We start from the raw sequence: 15,934 nt of genomic DNA, 5'->3' as shown, positions 1-15,934 counted from the left end.
CGTCCTACTCCACGGTCTTGATCTTGGCGTCATGGATGTCTTCCGGATGGAAGACCAGCCGCCAGGTGCGGATCGCGATCAGGAGCACAGCGGCGGCGTCGCCGGCCCACGCGATCGCGAAGAACGGCCAGGTTGGCATATGCACTTCGTACGTCAGGACATTGTCGTTGTAGGTGCCGCGCACCTTGTCGAACAGGGTATAGGTCTGCGCGGTGACGACGAACAGCAGCACCAGCGTCGCGAACACGTCGATCATGCGCTGGTATTTCGGGCCGACATTGGCCCAGATCAGATCGACCGTGATGTGGCCGCCGCGATAGCTGGTCGCGGCGATGCCCCAGAAGATCAGGATGCCGAGCAGCATGCGCCCGATGTCGAACGAATCCGGGATCGCGTAGTTGAAGGTGTTGCGCAGCAGGACGCCGATGAAGATGTTGAGCGCAACGATGCCGACAAAGCCGGCCGCGATCCATTCGATCGTATCGATGAAACGATCCATCCACGCGCGATTCATGTCCGCTCCGAACGGCTGGCAATGGCGGGAGTAACGGCGGCAGGAGAATTCCTGCCGCCGGCAAGAGCGCTTGCGTTTCTACTGCGCGAGCGCGTTGTACTTGGTGAGCGAGGCCTTGAGTTCGGCCAGCGCCGCGTCCGGATCGCCGCCATTCTTCTTGACGCCCTCGCCCCAGGTCTTGACCAGCGGCTCGGCCGCCTTCTTCCATTGCGCGGTCTGCTCCGGCGTCAGCTTGTAGACCTCGTGACCGGTCATCGCCTTGATCTTTTCGACGCCGGCATCCTCGTACTTGCCCCAGGGTTCGCCGACGCGGCCGGCGGCTTCCGTGTTGCAATTGTTGTCGACCGCCTTCTTTTGTTTGTCGGACATCTGGTTGTACTTGTCCTTGTTCATCACGAAGGCAAAGGTCGTGACGTAGATCGGCGCTTCGATGTGATACTTCGTCACCTTGTCGATGCCGAACAGCACCACCGACCCCCATGGGAAGGTAACAGAGTCGGCGACGCCGCGTTCGATGATGTCCCGCACCTCAGGCGCCGAGGACTGCACGTTGGTGCCGCCGAGCTGGGTGACGAAATTCGCCATTGTGGCGTGGGCGGGCCGGATCTTCATGCCCTTGATGTCCTCGGGCGTGACGATTTTCTTCGTCCGGGAATGGAAGGTCGACGGCGAATGGATGAAGGCCAGGCAGAACTTGACGTCCTTCATCTCCTTCTCGGCATATTTGCGATACCAGGCGTCGAGCGCCATCGAGCCGCCCTTGGCGTCCGACATCAGGAAGGGCAATTCACCGGCGCCGATGAGTGGAAACCGCCCCGGCTGATAGCCCGGGTTGATGTAGGTGACATCGGCGATGCCGTCGCGCGCCATGTCGTAATGATCGAATGCCTTGCCGAGCTGCTGCGCCGGGAACACCTTGTATTTGATGGTGCCGCCGGATTCCTTCTCGACCGCCGCGCCCCATTCCTCCAGCGCCTTCTGCAGCGGATGCGACGCCGGCACCCAATGCGACAGTTTCAGTTCGAAGGTTTTTTCCTGCGCCAGCGCAGGTGTCACGCTGGCGGCCAGCAGCATCGCCAGAAATGCTTTCCTCATCGGCATCCTCTCCCTTGGCACGCGGGCTGTTCGATCGCCCGACCTCGTTAATTAACATGTTATCTAACCCGTCCGCCTTTTCAAGGCGAACGTTCAGCCGCGGCGTCTCCTCTTCTCCTGGTCGCCATGTGCACCGCCGCGAAGTACACTCATACTGCTTCGCGCCAATGTCCTTTGCCAAAACCGTTATATGATATAACTACCATTGCAAGATAACTACCATTGCAAGCCTGGGGGCAACCGCCGGCTTGAAACCTATAATACCGGGAGGAGCGGGTATTGAGGACAAAAGTCGCAATCATAGGTGCAGGTCCGGCAGGATTGTTGCTTGGGCAACTACTTCACCGCTACGGCATCGATAACGTCATTCTCGAGCGCCAGACAGGCGAATACGTGCTCGGCCGCATCCGCGCCGGCCTGCTCGAGGAAGGCACGGTGGCGCTGCTCGACGAGGTCGGCGCCGGCGAGCGCGCCCATCGCGAGGGGCTGGTCCACCATGGTCTGGAATTGGCGTTTGGCGGCGCGCGGCACCGCATCGACTTGCACGGCGCCACCGGCAAGACCGTCATGATCTACGGCCAGACCGAGGTGACGCTCGACCTGATGAACGCGCGCAAGGCGGCTGGCCTCACCACCATCTACCAGGCCGCTGACGTCAAACCGCTCGATTTCGAGACCGACCGCCCACGCGTCAGCTACGTCAAGGACGGCGTCACCCACGAGATCGAATGCGACTTCATCGCCGGCTGCGACGGCTTTCATGGCGTCAGCCGCGCCAGCGTAAAGCCGTCCGCGATCCAGAGCTTTGAACGGATCTATCCATTCGGCTGGCTCGGCATCCTCTCGGAGACGCCGCCGGTCAGCCCCGAGCTGATCTACTCGAATCATGCGCGTGGGTTCGCGCTCTGCACCATGCGATCGACCCGGCGCAGCCGCTATTACGTGCAGTGTCCGCTCGACGATCATATCGACCAGTGGCCGGACGAGCGCTTCTGGGACGAACTGAAGCGCCGGATCGACCAGAAGGCGGCCGACGAACTCGTCACCGGCCCCTCGATCGAAAAAAGCATCGCGCCGCTGCGCAGTTTCGTCGCCGAGCCGATGCGGTTCGGCCGGATGTTTTTGGCCGGCGACGCCTCCCACATCGTGCCGCCGACCGGCGCCAAGGGCCTGAACCTTGCCGCCAGCGACGTGCATTACCTCTCGCAGGCGCTGCGCGAATATTACGATGAGAAGTCTTCGGCCGGCATCGACGGCTATTCCGCCAAGGCATTGTCGCGCATCTGGAAGGCCGTGCGCTTCTCCTGGTGGATGACCTCGATGCTGCACAAATTCCCCGACCAGGGCGAATTCGGCGCACGGATTCAGCTCGCCGAGCTGGATTACGTCGTCAACTCGAAGGCGGCGTCCGCGTCGCTGTCGGAGAATTATGTCGGGCTGCCGTTTTAGACGTTTGCGCGCAATATTTTCTCCGTCATTGCGAGGAGCGAAGCGACGAAGCAATCCATGCACCCGCGTATGCGGGACGATGGATTGCATCGCTCCGCTCGCAATGACGAATGAAGAGAGCCGTGCATTTCAAACACCCGTCGTAATCCCGTTTAAAACTTTGTAGGTGGTGACTTCGATTGGCGCCTTGCGTTCAATGATTGAAAACATCGTCACACCGCGAGCCGCCAATGACCGCATCCGACATTCCCCAAGGCTTCGAGCCGCACACCCGCAAGAGCCCGCTTACCGATCCCTGGGAGCCGCTGTATTCGAAGAAGACCGACAAGGCCATCATCATCGGCCTGCGGCTGGCAAAGCCGCACACCAACGGCCGGGGGCTGATTCACGGCGGACTGATTGCGGCGCTGGCCGATAATGCCATGGGCCATAGCTGCGCGCATGTGATGGGCGGGGTGTCGTCGCTGGTGACGATCGGGCTGGCGGTCGATTTCGTCGGCACCGCGGAGGTCGGGCAGTGGCTCGCGGTCGAGAGCGAGGTAGTCAAGACTGGCAGGACGATCTGTTTCGCGCAGAGCCTGATCAAGGCCGACGACGTCGTGATCGCGCGGGCCAATGCGACGTTTCGCGTGGTGCCGAAGAAGGAGCCGGTGTAGCGCCGCGTCCGGGGCACGGTACCTACCCGAAATGCCAGTCGGCTATTTCAGTCACCAGATCGACGAAGGTACGCACCTTCGCCGACAATAGCCGCGAGGTCGGATAGACGATGTGGATCGGCATCGCGGGCTGTTCGAACGGCGTGAGCACGATTCTGAGGCGCCGCGCTTTCAGCGATTCGGCGGCCTGATAGGCCATCACCCGCGTCAGCCCGCCGTCCTGCTCGGCATACTGGATCGCGGCATCCGAGCTATTGGTGGCGAACCGCGGCGTGCTGGCGACACGTATGTCGCGGCCGTCCTCGACGAAACGCCAGTCGAGCGCCGCCGTCATGGCGCCGAACTGGATCGTGTCATGCGCGGAGATGTCCCGTGGCCGCTGCGGCTCGCCGCGCGCCCGGAGATAGCCGGGCGAAGCCACCACGATCCGCCGCATCTCGCCGACATGGCGCGCCACCAGCGTCGAGTCGGGCAGGTGGCCGATTCTAACAGCGAGATCGACGCCGTCCTCAACGAGGTTGATCATGCGGTCGGACAGACGGAGATCGACGGAGACCTCGGGATAGCGCTTCAGGTAGGCGGTCACGATTGCGCTGACATGCAGCCGGCCGAACCCGACCGGCGCCGAGATGACGAGCTGCCCCTCGGGGCGCGTGCGCTCGCCCGCGACGGCGCCCTCGGCCTCCTCGACGTCGGCAAGGATCCGCCGCGCCCGCTCCAGATAGCGTGAGCCGGCGTCGGTCAGCGTCACCTGCCGCGTCGTCCGCTGCAGCAGCCGTGCGCCGAGACGATCCTCCAGCGCCGCAATCAGCCGCGTCACGCCGGACGGAGACAGCCCGAGTTTGCGCGCCGCGGGGGCAAAGCCCCGCAGGTCGGCCACCGCAACAAAGGCCTGCATGGCATCGAGCCGGTCCATGCCTATTATTGCATATCCAGCAATAGTGAAGTGTCAATTCCAAAGATTGTTTAAGTTACGGGAACGTCCATCTTGAAGCCCAAGGACGGTCGTTTAGGCGCTCCGCGGGAGGCTCAGATGTCTGACGTTCACACCTATTCCAGCGATGTCGCCTTCACGCCGGCGGTGAAGGCGATCCAGACCCGCAAGGGCTCGCGCGAGGCCTATGCCAGCGTCGAGGCGCGCGGCGGCTGGCGCGTCGAGATCGACGAAAACCTCGCCAGCTTCCTGGCGGAAACCACGAGCTTCTATCTCGCGACCGCTTCGGCCGACGGCCAGCCTTACATCCAGCACCGCGGCGGGCCGAAGGGCTTTGTCAAAATTCTCGACAACAACACCATCGCGTTTGCCGATTACAGCGGCAACCGGCAGTACATCAGCCAAGGCAATCTATCGGAGAACCCGAAGGCACATATTTTCGTGATGGACTATGCGCATCGCCGGCGCGTGAAGATCTGGGGCGAGGCGCGCGTGGTGGAGGACGATCCGGCGCTGACGAAATCGCTGATGCCGCGCGGCTACAAAGGGCGGCCTGAGCAGGTCATCCTGTTCAAGATTGCGGCGTGGGACACCAACTGCCCGCAGCACATTCCGCAGAAGTTCGACGCCGCCGACGTCGCACAGGCGTTGGCCGTGCGCGACGCCCGCATTGCCGAACTTGAGAGCGAGCTGGCCGCTTTGCAGGGCCGGCCCGCAGCGGCAACGTCGTAATCAGGCGGCCTGCTGCACCGGCGCCCAGGCGAATTCCGGATAGTACAGCAGCATCATCCGGTCGACATAGGCCGTGAGATTGGCGAACTGCTCGGTCCGCTGCCGTAGTGCCGACTCGAAGAACGGCGTCAGGATTCCGGCGAGCGCGCCGAACGCGGTGGCGTCCATGCCGCAGGGTGTTTCGCCCATCAGGAACGGCTTGTCGCCGAGCTGGACCGACAAAGCAAACAACGAGCGCGCGGCAAGATCGATGTCTTCATCCGGCGCATGGCGGCCGAGGCCGCTGAGCAGGTAGTTCTCGGCGACGCGGAACTGGGCGTCCTCGCGCATCTTCTCGCGTAAGTGCGCCGGCGCGCTGTCGAAGAAATGCGCAGGGCCCTTGGCAAAATTGTCGCCATCGACCCAGCGCGCGCCGACCAGCGCCCAATAGATATGATGCTCGATCATCCGCTCGAACGCCCAGGCCTGTGCCCGCGCCTGCAGGCTGAGCGGCGCATCGAAATCGAAACCATATTTGGCTTCCAGATGCGCGCGAATGAAGGTGGAATCGGCGATCGTCTCAGCCTCGTCGACGATGTACGGCAACTGCCCCTTGGGCGAAGCCGGCGGCTTGGCCTTCTCCTTGCGATAGGCAAGACCGGCCATCTTGAGCTGGACCTCGGTCTTGGTCACAAAGGGGCTGATCTCCGGCAGGCCGAAGCCGGCACCGAAGCCGAAAAGGGTAATCATGCTGGTCTCCCGATCTCAAAAACGCGCCCGAGGCTAGCGCCCCCCTGCTGCCACCATGGTGTCAGCAGCAGCAGTGCCGGCCGCCTTCCTCCTGCCGCGGCGAACGGGGCTTGCGCGCCCACGACGCAAGCTGCTCTTGCGCCAGGGCGCACACGGCGACGAGCGACCGCCATGCCAGCTCAACCATCGCCCAGCGCAGGTCGGTGGTGACGCAGTGGATGGAAACGAGCTGTTCCAATGCAAATCGGTGGGCATTCACGAGGGGTCCGCGGCTTTGCCGGAAGCCGAATTCGCTGAAAATCGTCATGGACAAGTTCCCTTTAATTGAGGTGTTGTCCCGATATACAAAACCCCTGCTGCCAACATGCTGTCAGCATCGCGGGCCATCGATCAGGAAAAGAGACGAGCCATGAGACGGGCCGACCGGCTGTTTCAGATCATTCAGGTGCTCCGGCGCACCCGGAAGCCTTTGACCGCGGACGCGATCGCGGCGGAGCTGGAGACTTCGAAGCGAACCATCTACCGCGATATAACGACCCTGATCGAACAGCGCGTGCCGATCCGCGGCGAAGCCGGCGTCGGCTACATCCTGGAAAAAGGCTTCGACCTGCCGCCCTTGATGCTCACGCCAGATGAGATCGAGGCCTGCGTGCTCGGCGCGCAATGGGTGGTCGGCCACGCCGATCCCGCATTGGCGCGCGCCGCCCAGGACCTGATGGCGAAAGTCGCCGAGACGGTGCCGGAGCGCTTGCGGCCATTCGTGCTGGAGCCGGCAAGCCGCGCCCGACGGGCATGGAACCGGGAGCCCGACCGCATCGACATGGTGCGGACACGGGCGCAGATCCACGACGGCAAGAAGATCACGCTGAACTATCGCGACGAGCATGGCCGCGACAGCCAGCGCACGATCTGGCCGATCGCGGTCGGCTATCACGAGGCGGTGCGGATACTGGCGGCGTGGTGCGAACTGCGGAAGGATTTTCGCAGCTTCCGTACCGACCGCGTCGTCGACGCGGTCTACCACGACGAAAAATATCCGGAACGCCGCGATATCCTGCGGGCGAAATGGCGGCGGAGCCTGGTCTGGGAAGCGCCGAAGGATACCTGAGGCCAGTCGCTGGTCGCGGCCGTCATTCCGGGCTAAACGCTGAAATATGCAAGGAATCGCCGCCGACAACCAAAGCCCCTGCCAGGCCTGTGGCGCCTGCTGCAGCTACTCGCAGAACTGGCCGCGTTTCACCACCGAGGACGATGCGGCGCTCGACCTGATCCCGGAACAATTCGTCAACGAACGGTTGTCGGGAATGCGCTGCGAGGGCGATCGCTGTTCGGCGCTGTCAGGCGAGGTTGGCGAGACGACGTCGTGCCTAGTCTACGCGGTGCGGCCCGAGGTGTGCCGCACCTGCATGCCCGGTGACGTGGAATGCGCGATGGCGCGAAAGCGGCACGGATTGCCGGTGCTCGATGTCGTCCCTGCCTAGTGCGCAATTGCGCACAGGCGCAGGGACTCACAACCACAGGGTTGCGTTGTTGAAGAAGGCCGTCGACCCGCGTGCCCAATAACCACGGCCGCGGCGTATGGGTCCCCGCGTTCGCGGGGACGACGGATAGAGCCTACGCCGTCACCGCTTCGGCAAAATCTTCGTCGTCGATCTCATCCTCGATCGGCTTGAAGGTCGAGAGCGGTTTGGTCGAAAGGGTGATCGGCTTGCGGCCGCCGTGCGATGACGATGAGGCGGAACGCGCGGCGGGTTCGCGCGACAACGCGTAGAGCGTGGAGCCGACCCGGCCGCCGAAATGGATCAGCTCGCGTTCGGTGCAGCTCGCGGCGATGGCGATGGCCAACGCGTGGAGGTGGCTGCGGCGGTAGCAGAACAGTGCCAGCATGGCGCGGACGTCTGATGAAACGCTTTCCACCAGCAGCGACAGCCCGTGCGGATTGGCGCGATACATCTCGCCCAGTAGCTCGTCCCGGACCGGACAGAAATCGTTCTCGAAGGCGTCGCGGCTTGAAAACATTGCGGTTCTCCCTTTTCGGAAGATGCCGTGTAATTCTCTAATGAAGGGTTAACCACCTGCGCCAGTAGTGTTCCGGGGCGCTTGCCAGTGAAGCCTGAACCGGAATCAGAACGTGATTCGTGCCAGCGTGGGTGCGCCTTCCGAATTCGGAGAAAATTGGACTGATGCCCGCCAGGCGGGGTCAGTTCGCCGCCATGAAAATTGCCAGGCCGAAACCGGTGAGATGATGCAGCGCCTGATCGACGCCGATCAGCGTCCAGAACCACGGATGCTCGTTCTCGAGGGTGACGCCGAACCGGGAGGCGATGATCCCCTTGAGGCGGTCGACGGTGATGTGGATGAAGAAATCGATAAACGCGACGAACCAGAATCGCGGCGCGACGATCAGGATCAACGCCAGCGATACCGCGAGGTGCACGAGGCAATGCGCAAGCAGCGGCATCGCCCAGCCGGTCTTTTGATCCTTGCCGATCGCCATCCAGGAAGTTTGCAGCATGAAATCGGCAATGACGTGCTTCACCGTGAGAAGCAGCATCCATCCGATCAGCGCACCTACCGGGATCGAGGACGACATCGAAGGAAACAACAAAGCTGACGCCCTTTGGCTGGGACTGACGAGATGGCGAAAAACCGGGGCCTAGGCTGTCAGCGCAATGTTCTTGTCAAACCCGGACTATTCGAACGTTGCATTATTTATGACATCTCCCGCGGCGGAATGCACCTGTGGGTAGTCTGAAAATCGCACGGTGTGGCGGAACTGCGATACTGCGGCAACCTCCCGCAGCGTGGTCCCGGGGGTAAGGTTACCCGGCCGGCGCGGTTTGCAATCCCATGGGAGACGGCTATCATCGGCCGGCGGGCAAAATTATCATCCTTTTGTATATATTTACGAATTCATTCGGACGGCCCGCGGCGCCGGCTCGGCCGGCGACACGTCCCTGATCCCCGGGTACGCGCCATGAGTGCTGAAGCCGCAACGCCGCATCCGAAAATGCCGCGTCGCCGCATGCGGGCCGTCAAAAGCAACCGGACCCAAATCCTGCTGTTTTCCATCCTGACGCTAGTCCTGACCGCCGCGGTGGTGTGGGGTGGCCGGACGCTGCTGCGCAATTCCGAGACGCTGGTATTTGCCGTCGGCGATACCAGCGGCCCGGAGGCGCGCTTCGCCGCCCGGCTGGCGACGGTGCTGAAGAACAATTCCTCGCGGCTGCGGCTCAAGATCGTGCCCAACGGCGACAATGCCAGGGCGTTGTCGCAGTTTGACCGCAAGGAAGCCAACCTTGCGATCTTGCGCACCGACGCCAGGATTCCGCCCCGCGCCCGCGCGCTGGCGATCCTCGAACATGACCTGCTGTTGCTGATCAGCCCGAACGGCAAGAAAATCAAATCCATCGCGGAGCTGAAGAAAAAGAAGATTGCCGTCATAGCCGACAACGAGAGCGGGGCTGCGCTGGTGCGCAATATTCTCGAGCTCTCCGACACCCCGGATGCGGCGGCGCGGGTCCAGATGGCTCCGCCGGGCGCGACCTTCGACCAATTGTTCGCCGCGGGCTTCGGCGCCGTGATCAAGATCGCGCACGCCTCGCAGATCGTAAAGGACAAGAGTTACGCGCAATATGCCAGACGCGGCAGCTTTACACTGAACGCGATCGATTCGGCGAAGGCGATCGCGAGGAAGTACCCGGCGATCTCGGAGGAGACGGTGGCGACCGGAATGCTGTCCGCCTCCCCCGCCGTCCCTGCGGAAGACGTCGAGACGATCGGGCTCGAATGGCTGCTGGTCGCCCAATCCAAGCTCTCGACCACCACCGTGGGCGATCTTGCGCGGATCATCTACGAGAACAAGGCCGAGCTTGCGCTACCCGACGGCTTTGCCTCAAAGATCGAGCCCGCAGAGACCGACAAGGACGCCTTCGTCGTGGCGCATCCGGGCGCTGCCGAATACATCAACGACGACACCAAGTCCTTTGTCGAGCGCTACAGCGATTTGATGTATGTGGCGCTATTGGCGCTCAGCATCATCGGCTCGATCTTTGCCGCCATCTACGCCAAGATCACCCGGATCGCGCCGGAGAAGGCCAGCCAGCTCGCGACCGCGATTCTCGATATCGGCGAACGCGTCGAATACGCCAACTCTCTCGACGCGCTCGACGAACTGCAGGACGAGCTGGAAGCGATCCTGCGCGGCGTGGTGATCGGCTTGCGCGACGGCACCATCAGTAGCGACGGGCTGGATACCTTCAAGCTCGGCTATGAATTCGTGCGCGACGAAATCGGCCTGCGCCGCGAACATCTCAAGCGGCATGCCGCGCAGGATCTTCTGCAGGACGACAAGGTCGTGGTCGTGAAGACGGCGCAGAGCGCGTAAGCGAAGCATGCCCACCATCAGGACCTCGCGCATGGATAGATGGTGGGCACGTCGCTCACGCTCCTTTGCCCACCCTACACGTTAACGGACACCCGTGCCCTTATCTCGGCGATCTTGCGCTTGAGCGCGGCCTGCCGCGGGTCGGGCGAGACGGCGGCGCGCGCTTCGGCTATCGCGCCGGCGAGATCTGACAAGGCCAGCACGCCATCGAAGGTCGGCTTGGCAAGCCCGTCGATGATCGCGTTCCAGTCCGCCATGCCCTGCCGATAGACGTCGCCATAGCCCTCGATCATGGTCGCGGTCTGGATGATCGTGGGCGCGGCTTGGGGTTGTTTGGTCAGGCTGCGGTCGATCATGTGCAGCCAGCGTTCGACCCAGACCCGCTCCTTGGCATAACGCACCGAAAGCAGCCGCCATCGCCGCAGCCCGGCCTCGATCTTGAGGCGGCGAATGCCGAAGCGGCTTTTCGTACTGAAGCGGATGGAGACACGCTTGTGCGACCATCCGGCCCATTCCAGCGCATCCAGGACGTATTCGGCAATGACGGCGGGAAGCACGCCGATCAGCTCTTCAAGCCGGAATTTCCTGATATCCACGGACCCGGCCGACGCGCCGGGCGGGCCATTGAGTTCGGCGAGCTTGAGCTGCGCGATCCGGATCGGGTCCTGATAGCTCATGCGCACCGCCATCAGCCGCGCTATTTCGCCGAGCATCACGTCGTCGACGCCTCGTTTGCCGATGAACCGCCGCAGCCGGTCGACATAGAGCCGGGCGTAGCTCGGGCCCTGATAGTCGATGAGGAGATGGATGGCCTCGCTCGCCACCGCCATCACCGGCTCCGGCAGTCCTTCGGGCAGGAATGGCGGCTCGTCGTCATCCTCGCCGATGAAATCGGCTAGGAGATAACGTAAAGACGACAGGAACCCGCGGTCTGACACTCTCCGTGCTCCGGCCTCTACGCAGGCTTCGGCTCGGCGGTGGACGCCAAATGCTGAGCCAGCCGCTTTTCCGCCGCGTCCAGGTTCTGGAACAGGCGAGCGCTGGCAAGGCGAAGGAAGTAGAAGCCGAACGCGGGGTTCTGCACGTAAAGTTCCTCGACCTTGGTGTAGCTGACGCTCAGGATGAGGCCGCTCTCGATACATTCCAGCGTCTGGGTTCGCGTGTTCGAAGGCGACAGCATGCCGAGTTCGCCGACGATGGCGCCGACCGGCAGCACGATGCCTGATTCAACCAGCTTGAATTTGCCGCTGACGATATAGAGCATGTCCTCGGCCTTCTCGTCCTTGTAGAACAGGATCTCGCCGGCCGTGCAGTTGCGTTCGGTCATGAACGGCTTCAGCCATTCCATCGACAGGTCGCTGTTGACTGATTTCTTCACGTCGCGCACCAACTGCAGCATCTGATGCAGGCGGTAGGAGTTGACCAGCAGCATGGCGAGCTGCACCACCATGACCAGGTAGTTGCGGGCCGGGATCGCCGTCAGGATCAGGATGACGTTGGCGAGAATACCGAAGACCCGCAACGGGATCATGGTCTTCATCGTGGTGGTGGCGACCACGAAAATTGTTGCGAACAGCGCGCCCGCCGTTCCTGCGTGTTGTGCCAGATGAGACGTATCCATTGGAAGCCAACCAAATTCTTCAGGGCGTGAATTTTTCGCGATTCTGCCGCGGCGCCCACTATCGTAATGCCCGCAGGGCCCTTTTGGTATACGAGGAAAAGGCGACGTTTTGTCGGGATTCTCACTATTCCCGGGTAAAATTCACGTCCATATAGCGGCCCGAACCCGACCGCCTGGCGCAGCGGGCGCGAGGGCATCGTTGACGGCCTTCCTGGCGGCAGGCACGGTTCGTTCGCGATGACGGCTGAACAATGGAGCGAATAATGTCCGATACAGCCGAGGCGGCAAGCGCGCCCATCCTCGAGATCAGCGGCCCGCGAGCCACCATCCGCCTCAACCGGCCGAAACATCTGAACCGGCTGCAGAGCGAGGACCTCGGCGAACTCATGAAACTGTTCGACCGGATCGAGGCCGATCCCGCGATCCGCGTGCTGGTGCTGACCGGCACCGGCCGCGCGTTCAGTGCGGGCTATGATCTCAATTCGGTCGCGGACCGAGCGACCAGCGAGAAGGAACAGCCGAGCGCGGGATCGGCATTCGAAGCAGTGGTCGACCGGCTGGAGGACCTCGGCGTGCCAACGATCTGCCGGCTCAATGGCGGCGTCTATGGCGGCTCGACCGACCTGGCGCTGGCCTGCGATTTCCGTGTCGGGGTCGATACGGCCGAAATGTTCATGCCGGCGGCGCGGCTCGGCCTGCACTACTACAAGAGCGGAATTAAGCGCTACGTCTCGCGGCTCGGCGTCGACAATGCAAAGATGCTGTTTCTCACCGCGCAGAAAATTGCCGCGCCGGAAATGCTGCGGATCGGTTACCTCACTGCCATGGTGCCGGTGGAGATGCTGGACGAGGAAGTGGATGGTCTCGCCGCTATCCTGGCCGGCAACGCGCCGCTGGCGATGCGCGGCATGAAGCGCGCCATCAACGAATTCGCCCGCGGCAAGCTTGACGAAGAGGCCGCCGACCTGCGCCATCGCGAGAGCATGCGCAGCGCCGAGATCAAGGAAGGCATCGAGGCGTTCGCGGAAAAGCGGCCGCCGAAGTTCTGAGCGAAAAGTTCAGGCACGCCTGGTACGCATCGCCCGGACCTGCTGGATAGCAGGATCGCGCGCAAGCGCCTGGTAGCGCTTGCTGTCGACCGCATGGATCGCGACGCGCCCCTCGGCATCGGCGTGCACGCCCCAGCCGAAGCGCTTGCCGAGGCCCGACGCTCTCAGGCATGCCTGCCCTTTTGAGAAGAATTCCTCGCGGGCAAGGCTTAGCTCCTGCTTCGTCGCCTTGGCACCGAGCTGCCGGCCGCGGGCGGAGGTCGCGAATATCACGTCGTCGGACGTGTATTTGTAGGGCGCTTCCACAATCATCTTGTACTGCAGGCCGGCAACCGTCGGATTGCCCGCGCGGGCCGGCGGTTCCTCGCCGCTACGCGCGGGACAATCCTCCGCGACCTGGATGAAGGTGTTGAAGCAGTTGGTGGTGTAAACTGTCTTTGTCATCCAGCGATCAAACCTCGTCGCGCCATTCACCCGCAAGCCGCGGCGTGCTGCGCCGCCATGGCATCATCGGCGGCGCTGATCCGCTGGAAGGCGGGCCGCGACGTAATGCGCTCGGCATAGGCCTTGAACACGTCCTTTTCGGGCACGAGGCCGAACATCATCGTCCAACTGAACGCGACGCCCCAGAGAATATCGGCAGCCGTCATGCGGTCCCCGAGCAGATAAGGCCCCCTGGAAAGCTGCGTCTCCAGGACGCCCAGCATGGAGTCGTAGTCGGAATAGGGCGATTGCGTCGGCGGTGCCGGTTCGTGCTTCATGAACTTGTCGATCAGAGCTGGCTCGAAGGACGAACCATAATAGGCGATCCAGCGCAGATACGGGCCACGCCTGGGATCGTCGAGCGCGGGCGTCAGCCCGGCTTCCGGAAACAGGTCGGCGAGATAGATGTAGATGGCGACCTGTTCGGTCACCAGCGCCTCGCCATGGCGGATCAACGGCACCTTGCCCAGCGGATTGATGGCGAGATAGGCCGGCTGCCGCTGCTCGCCCGCCTTCATGTTCAGGACATGAAGATCGTAAGGCGCCCCCAATTCCTCCAGCAGCACCCGCGTGCCGGTCGCGCGGGTCTGCGGCGAGTAATAAAGGGTGATGCGATCCTTGCTGGTCATTGGCAGTCTCCTTTTCGCCCCCACGGGCGTCCCCTCTATGCCCGACCATACCTGACATCCTGTGTCAGGTATGGTTTAAGAGAAGCCATGCGCGCAAGCCGGTTGCTTTCCATCCTCACCACCTTGCAGGCGCGGGGACAGGTCACCGCGCCCGAACTCGCTGATACCTGCGAGGTTGCGCACCATCTATCGCGACATCGATGCACTCGCCGCCGCCGGCATCCCCATCTATGCCGAGCGCGGCGCGGAAGGCGGCTATCGCCTGCTTGACGGCTATCGCGTGCGGCTGAATGGCCTGTCGCAACCGGAGGCCGAGGCGTTGTTCATGACGGGACTGCCAGGGCCCGCAGCCGCGCTCGGCCTCGACGCCGCAATGATGGCGGCGCAGACCAAGCTGATGGCGGCGCTGCCGGCCAATCTGCGCCCGAATGCCGGCCGGATGCAGGAGCGTTTTCATCTCGATGCCCCAGGCTGGTTCGGCGAGGCCGAGCAGCCCAAACATCTGCGTGCGATTGCCAGCGCGCTGCTGCGCGAGTGCCTGATCGAAATCCGCTACCAGAGCTGGAGGGCCGAGAAGCGCCGCCGCGTCGCGCCGCTCGGGCTCGTGCTGAAGGGCGGAAGCTGGTATCTGGCCGGACACATCGACGGCAGCGTGCGCACCTATCGCGTCGCGCGCGTTCTGGATTGCAACGTTTTGGATGAGCGTTTCGTCCGGCCCACCAATTTCGATCTCGCTGCCTATTGGCAAGCCGCAACGCTTCGGCTCGAAGCCGAGATGCATCCGGACTCCGCCACCGTCCGGCTATCGCCGTTTGGCGTAAAACTGCTCGACGCCTTGAGCCAGCCCTATGTGAGGACGCGCACCCGTATCGAGGAGACTGCCGATGCGGCCGGCTGGCGGATTGCCGTCGTGCCGATCGGGAAAACGGTGTGGCATGCCGCCGCCGAACTGCTGCGCCTCGGCGCGGAGGCCGAGGTGCTGGCACCAGCCGAACTGCGCGACAAGATGGCCGAGCTCACACAAGCCATGGCCGCCCGTTATCAGACGGTGCGGAGCGCACATCCTGATCGAAAGGGTGTCCGAAAATCTCGTCCCACGAAACACTCCTGAAACACGATTCTCCCCTTCGCACGTGAACGCGAGCCGCGCCTGATCCGACTGATGGGCAGGGACGCAACAACGGCCTCGTGCCAAGCAATTGGAGAAAATGAGTATGTTTCGCAAGGTTACCCTCGGACTGATTGCCGCCGCCTCGCTGACCATTGCCGCTGCAGCGCCCGCTTCCGCCGGCGGCTTCTACCCTCACTGGGGCCATCATTGGGGCCATGGCTACGGCTGGGGTCCTGCCATCGGCGTCGGCTTCGGCGGCGTCTATGTCGACACCGGTTTCAATGGCTGCCTGCAGCAGCGCTGGGTCGAAACCCGCCGTGGCATGCGCCTGCGCACCGTGAACGTCTGCGCCTACTGATCGACCCAGCGTTTGTAAGAAAGATCCCGGCCGCGCCAGCGACCGGGATTTTTCCGCTTGCCTGATACGTTGACCCCTGCCCGCTGCAGCCATATTGTGGCGCCTGCGGTGCAAGCCGCGCCCGGGCCCGCGGGAAGGGTTGAACCCACTTGCAGCTTTCGAGCGAGATCTAGAGCCTTTGTGCAGC

19 protein-coding genes and 1 pseudogene are annotated in these 15,934 nt (G+C 62.9%); 9 read left to right on the top strand and 11 right to left on the bottom strand.

Translation table 11 applies throughout. From position 1 onward, the window contains the following. Window positions 1-4: 4 nt before the first annotated feature. Entirely contained in the window at window positions 5-514 is a 510-nt protein-coding gene (locus V1278_RS06270) for a TRAP transporter small permease (protein WP_334380044.1), read from the bottom strand. A gap of 78 nt (window positions 515-592) precedes the next feature. Continuing rightward, window positions 593-1,609, bottom strand: a complete 1,017-nt coding sequence (locus tag V1278_RS06265; RefSeq protein WP_334365261.1) for a TRAP transporter substrate-binding protein — start codon at window positions 1,607-1,609, stop codon at window positions 593-595. A 279-nt stretch (window positions 1,610-1,888) separates the two neighbouring features. Between V1278_RS06265 and pobA the strand changes: the two genes are divergently transcribed. Then, window positions 1,889-3,058 carry a 4-hydroxybenzoate 3-monooxygenase gene (gene pobA / locus V1278_RS06260; protein WP_334380043.1) on the top strand — a complete coding sequence of 390 codons (1,170 nt, stop codon included), beginning with the start codon at window positions 1,889-1,891 and terminating at the stop codon, window positions 3,056-3,058. Window positions 3,059-3,288: 230 nt separating this feature from the next. Beyond that, entirely contained in the window at window positions 3,289-3,714 is a 426-nt protein-coding gene (locus tag V1278_RS06255; RefSeq protein WP_334380042.1) for a PaaI family thioesterase, read from the top strand. Window positions 3,715-3,736: 22 nt separating this feature from the next. On the opposite strand, the gene V1278_RS06250 is transcribed toward V1278_RS06255, so the two are convergent. Further along, window positions 3,737-4,630: a LysR family transcriptional regulator gene (locus V1278_RS06250; protein WP_334380041.1), complete on the bottom strand. Its 894-nt coding sequence runs from the start codon at window positions 4,628-4,630 to the stop codon at window positions 3,737-3,739. Between the two features lie 117 nt (window positions 4,631-4,747). Between V1278_RS06250 and V1278_RS06245 the strand changes: the two genes are divergently transcribed. Continuing rightward, window positions 4,748-5,380, top strand: a complete 633-nt coding sequence (locus V1278_RS06245; RefSeq protein ID WP_334380040.1) for a pyridoxamine 5'-phosphate oxidase family protein — start codon at window positions 4,748-4,750, stop codon at window positions 5,378-5,380. On the opposite strand, the gene V1278_RS06240 is transcribed toward V1278_RS06245, so the two are convergent. Both V1278_RS06240 and V1278_RS06235 read right to left on the bottom strand, forming a co-directional pair. Then, window positions 5,381-6,109, bottom strand: a complete 729-nt coding sequence (locus tag V1278_RS06240; protein WP_334365267.1) for a glutathione S-transferase family protein — start codon at window positions 6,107-6,109, stop codon at window positions 5,381-5,383. Between the two features lie 61 nt (window positions 6,110-6,170). Then, window positions 6,171-6,416, bottom strand: coding sequence for a hypothetical protein (locus V1278_RS06235; RefSeq protein WP_334380039.1), 246 nt, complete (start codon window positions 6,414-6,416; stop codon window positions 6,171-6,173). A 102-nt stretch (window positions 6,417-6,518) separates the two neighbouring features. Between V1278_RS06235 and V1278_RS06230 the strand changes: the two genes are divergently transcribed. Then, window positions 6,519-7,217: a helix-turn-helix transcriptional regulator gene (locus V1278_RS06230; protein WP_028351726.1), complete on the top strand. Its 699-nt coding sequence runs from the start codon at window positions 6,519-6,521 to the stop codon at window positions 7,215-7,217. Window positions 7,218-7,263: 46 nt separating this feature from the next. Continuing rightward, window positions 7,264-7,590, top strand: coding sequence for a YkgJ family cysteine cluster protein (locus V1278_RS06225; RefSeq protein ID WP_334380038.1), 327 nt, complete (start codon window positions 7,264-7,266; stop codon window positions 7,588-7,590). Window positions 7,591-7,723: 133 nt separating this feature from the next. Here V1278_RS06225 and V1278_RS06220 read toward each other — a convergent pair whose 3' ends face one another. Continuing rightward, window positions 7,724-8,128 (bottom strand): hypothetical protein, encoded by a 405-nt coding sequence (locus V1278_RS06220; RefSeq protein WP_065747542.1) that lies wholly within the window; start codon window positions 8,126-8,128, stop codon window positions 7,724-7,726. A 181-nt stretch (window positions 8,129-8,309) separates the two neighbouring features. Continuing rightward, entirely contained in the window at window positions 8,310-8,663 is a 354-nt protein-coding gene (locus V1278_RS06215) for a DUF3307 domain-containing protein (RefSeq protein WP_083754910.1), read from the bottom strand. A 423-nt stretch (window positions 8,664-9,086) separates the two neighbouring features. On the opposite strand from V1278_RS06215, the gene V1278_RS06210 reads away from it, so the two are divergent. Then, window positions 9,087-10,496 (top strand): TAXI family TRAP transporter solute-binding subunit, encoded by a 1,410-nt coding sequence (locus V1278_RS06210; RefSeq protein WP_334380037.1) that lies wholly within the window; start codon window positions 9,087-9,089, stop codon window positions 10,494-10,496. 74 nt (window positions 10,497-10,570) lie between these two features. On the opposite strand, the gene V1278_RS06205 is transcribed toward V1278_RS06210, so the two are convergent. Together V1278_RS06205 and V1278_RS06200 are read right to left on the bottom strand one after the other, a co-directional pair. Continuing rightward, window positions 10,571-11,434 carry a DUF6537 domain-containing protein gene (locus V1278_RS06205; protein ID WP_334380036.1) on the bottom strand — a complete coding sequence of 288 codons (864 nt, stop codon included), beginning with the start codon at window positions 11,432-11,434 and terminating at the stop codon, window positions 10,571-10,573. Between the two features lie 17 nt (window positions 11,435-11,451). Then, on the bottom strand, window positions 11,452-12,117 hold the full coding sequence (locus V1278_RS06200; RefSeq protein WP_334365272.1) for a Crp/Fnr family transcriptional regulator: 666 nt from the start codon (window positions 12,115-12,117) through the stop codon (window positions 11,452-11,454). A 263-nt stretch (window positions 12,118-12,380) separates the two neighbouring features. Between V1278_RS06200 and V1278_RS06195 the strand changes: the two genes are divergently transcribed. Then, window positions 12,381-13,166, top strand: coding sequence for an enoyl-CoA hydratase/isomerase family protein (locus V1278_RS06195; protein WP_334380035.1), 786 nt, complete (start codon window positions 12,381-12,383; stop codon window positions 13,164-13,166). Window positions 13,167-13,175: 9 nt separating this feature from the next. Here the strand turns inward: V1278_RS06195 and V1278_RS06190 are convergent, their stop codons facing one another. Continuing rightward, window positions 13,176-13,610 (bottom strand): DUF6157 family protein, encoded by a 435-nt coding sequence (locus V1278_RS06190; protein WP_334380034.1) that lies wholly within the window; start codon window positions 13,608-13,610, stop codon window positions 13,176-13,178. Window positions 13,611-13,636: 26 nt separating this feature from the next. Next, complete coding sequence (locus tag V1278_RS06185; RefSeq protein ID WP_334380033.1) at window positions 13,637-14,278, bottom strand: glutathione S-transferase family protein; 642 nt, start codon at window positions 14,276-14,278, stop codon at window positions 13,637-13,639. An 87-nt stretch (window positions 14,279-14,365) separates the two neighbouring features. On the opposite strand from V1278_RS06185, the pseudogene V1278_RS06180 reads away from it, so the two are divergent. Together V1278_RS06180 and V1278_RS06175 are read left to right on the top strand one after the other, a co-directional pair. Further along, window positions 14,366-15,389: pseudogene (locus V1278_RS06180) on the top strand (helix-turn-helix transcriptional regulator). A 97-nt stretch (window positions 15,390-15,486) separates the two neighbouring features. Continuing rightward, window positions 15,487-15,747: a hypothetical protein gene (locus tag V1278_RS06175; RefSeq protein WP_442894619.1), complete on the top strand. Its 261-nt coding sequence runs from the start codon at window positions 15,487-15,489 to the stop codon at window positions 15,745-15,747. The last annotated feature ends 187 nt before the right edge of the window (window positions 15,748-15,934 follow it).

It is taken from the genome of Bradyrhizobium sp. AZCC 1577 (assembly GCF_036924575.1).
In the GTDB taxonomy this organism is placed as follows: Bacteria; Pseudomonadota; Alphaproteobacteria; order Rhizobiales; family Xanthobacteraceae; genus Bradyrhizobium.
Note: the sequence above shows the minus strand (reverse complement) of the source record. Positions and strands in the feature narration are given on the sequence as shown.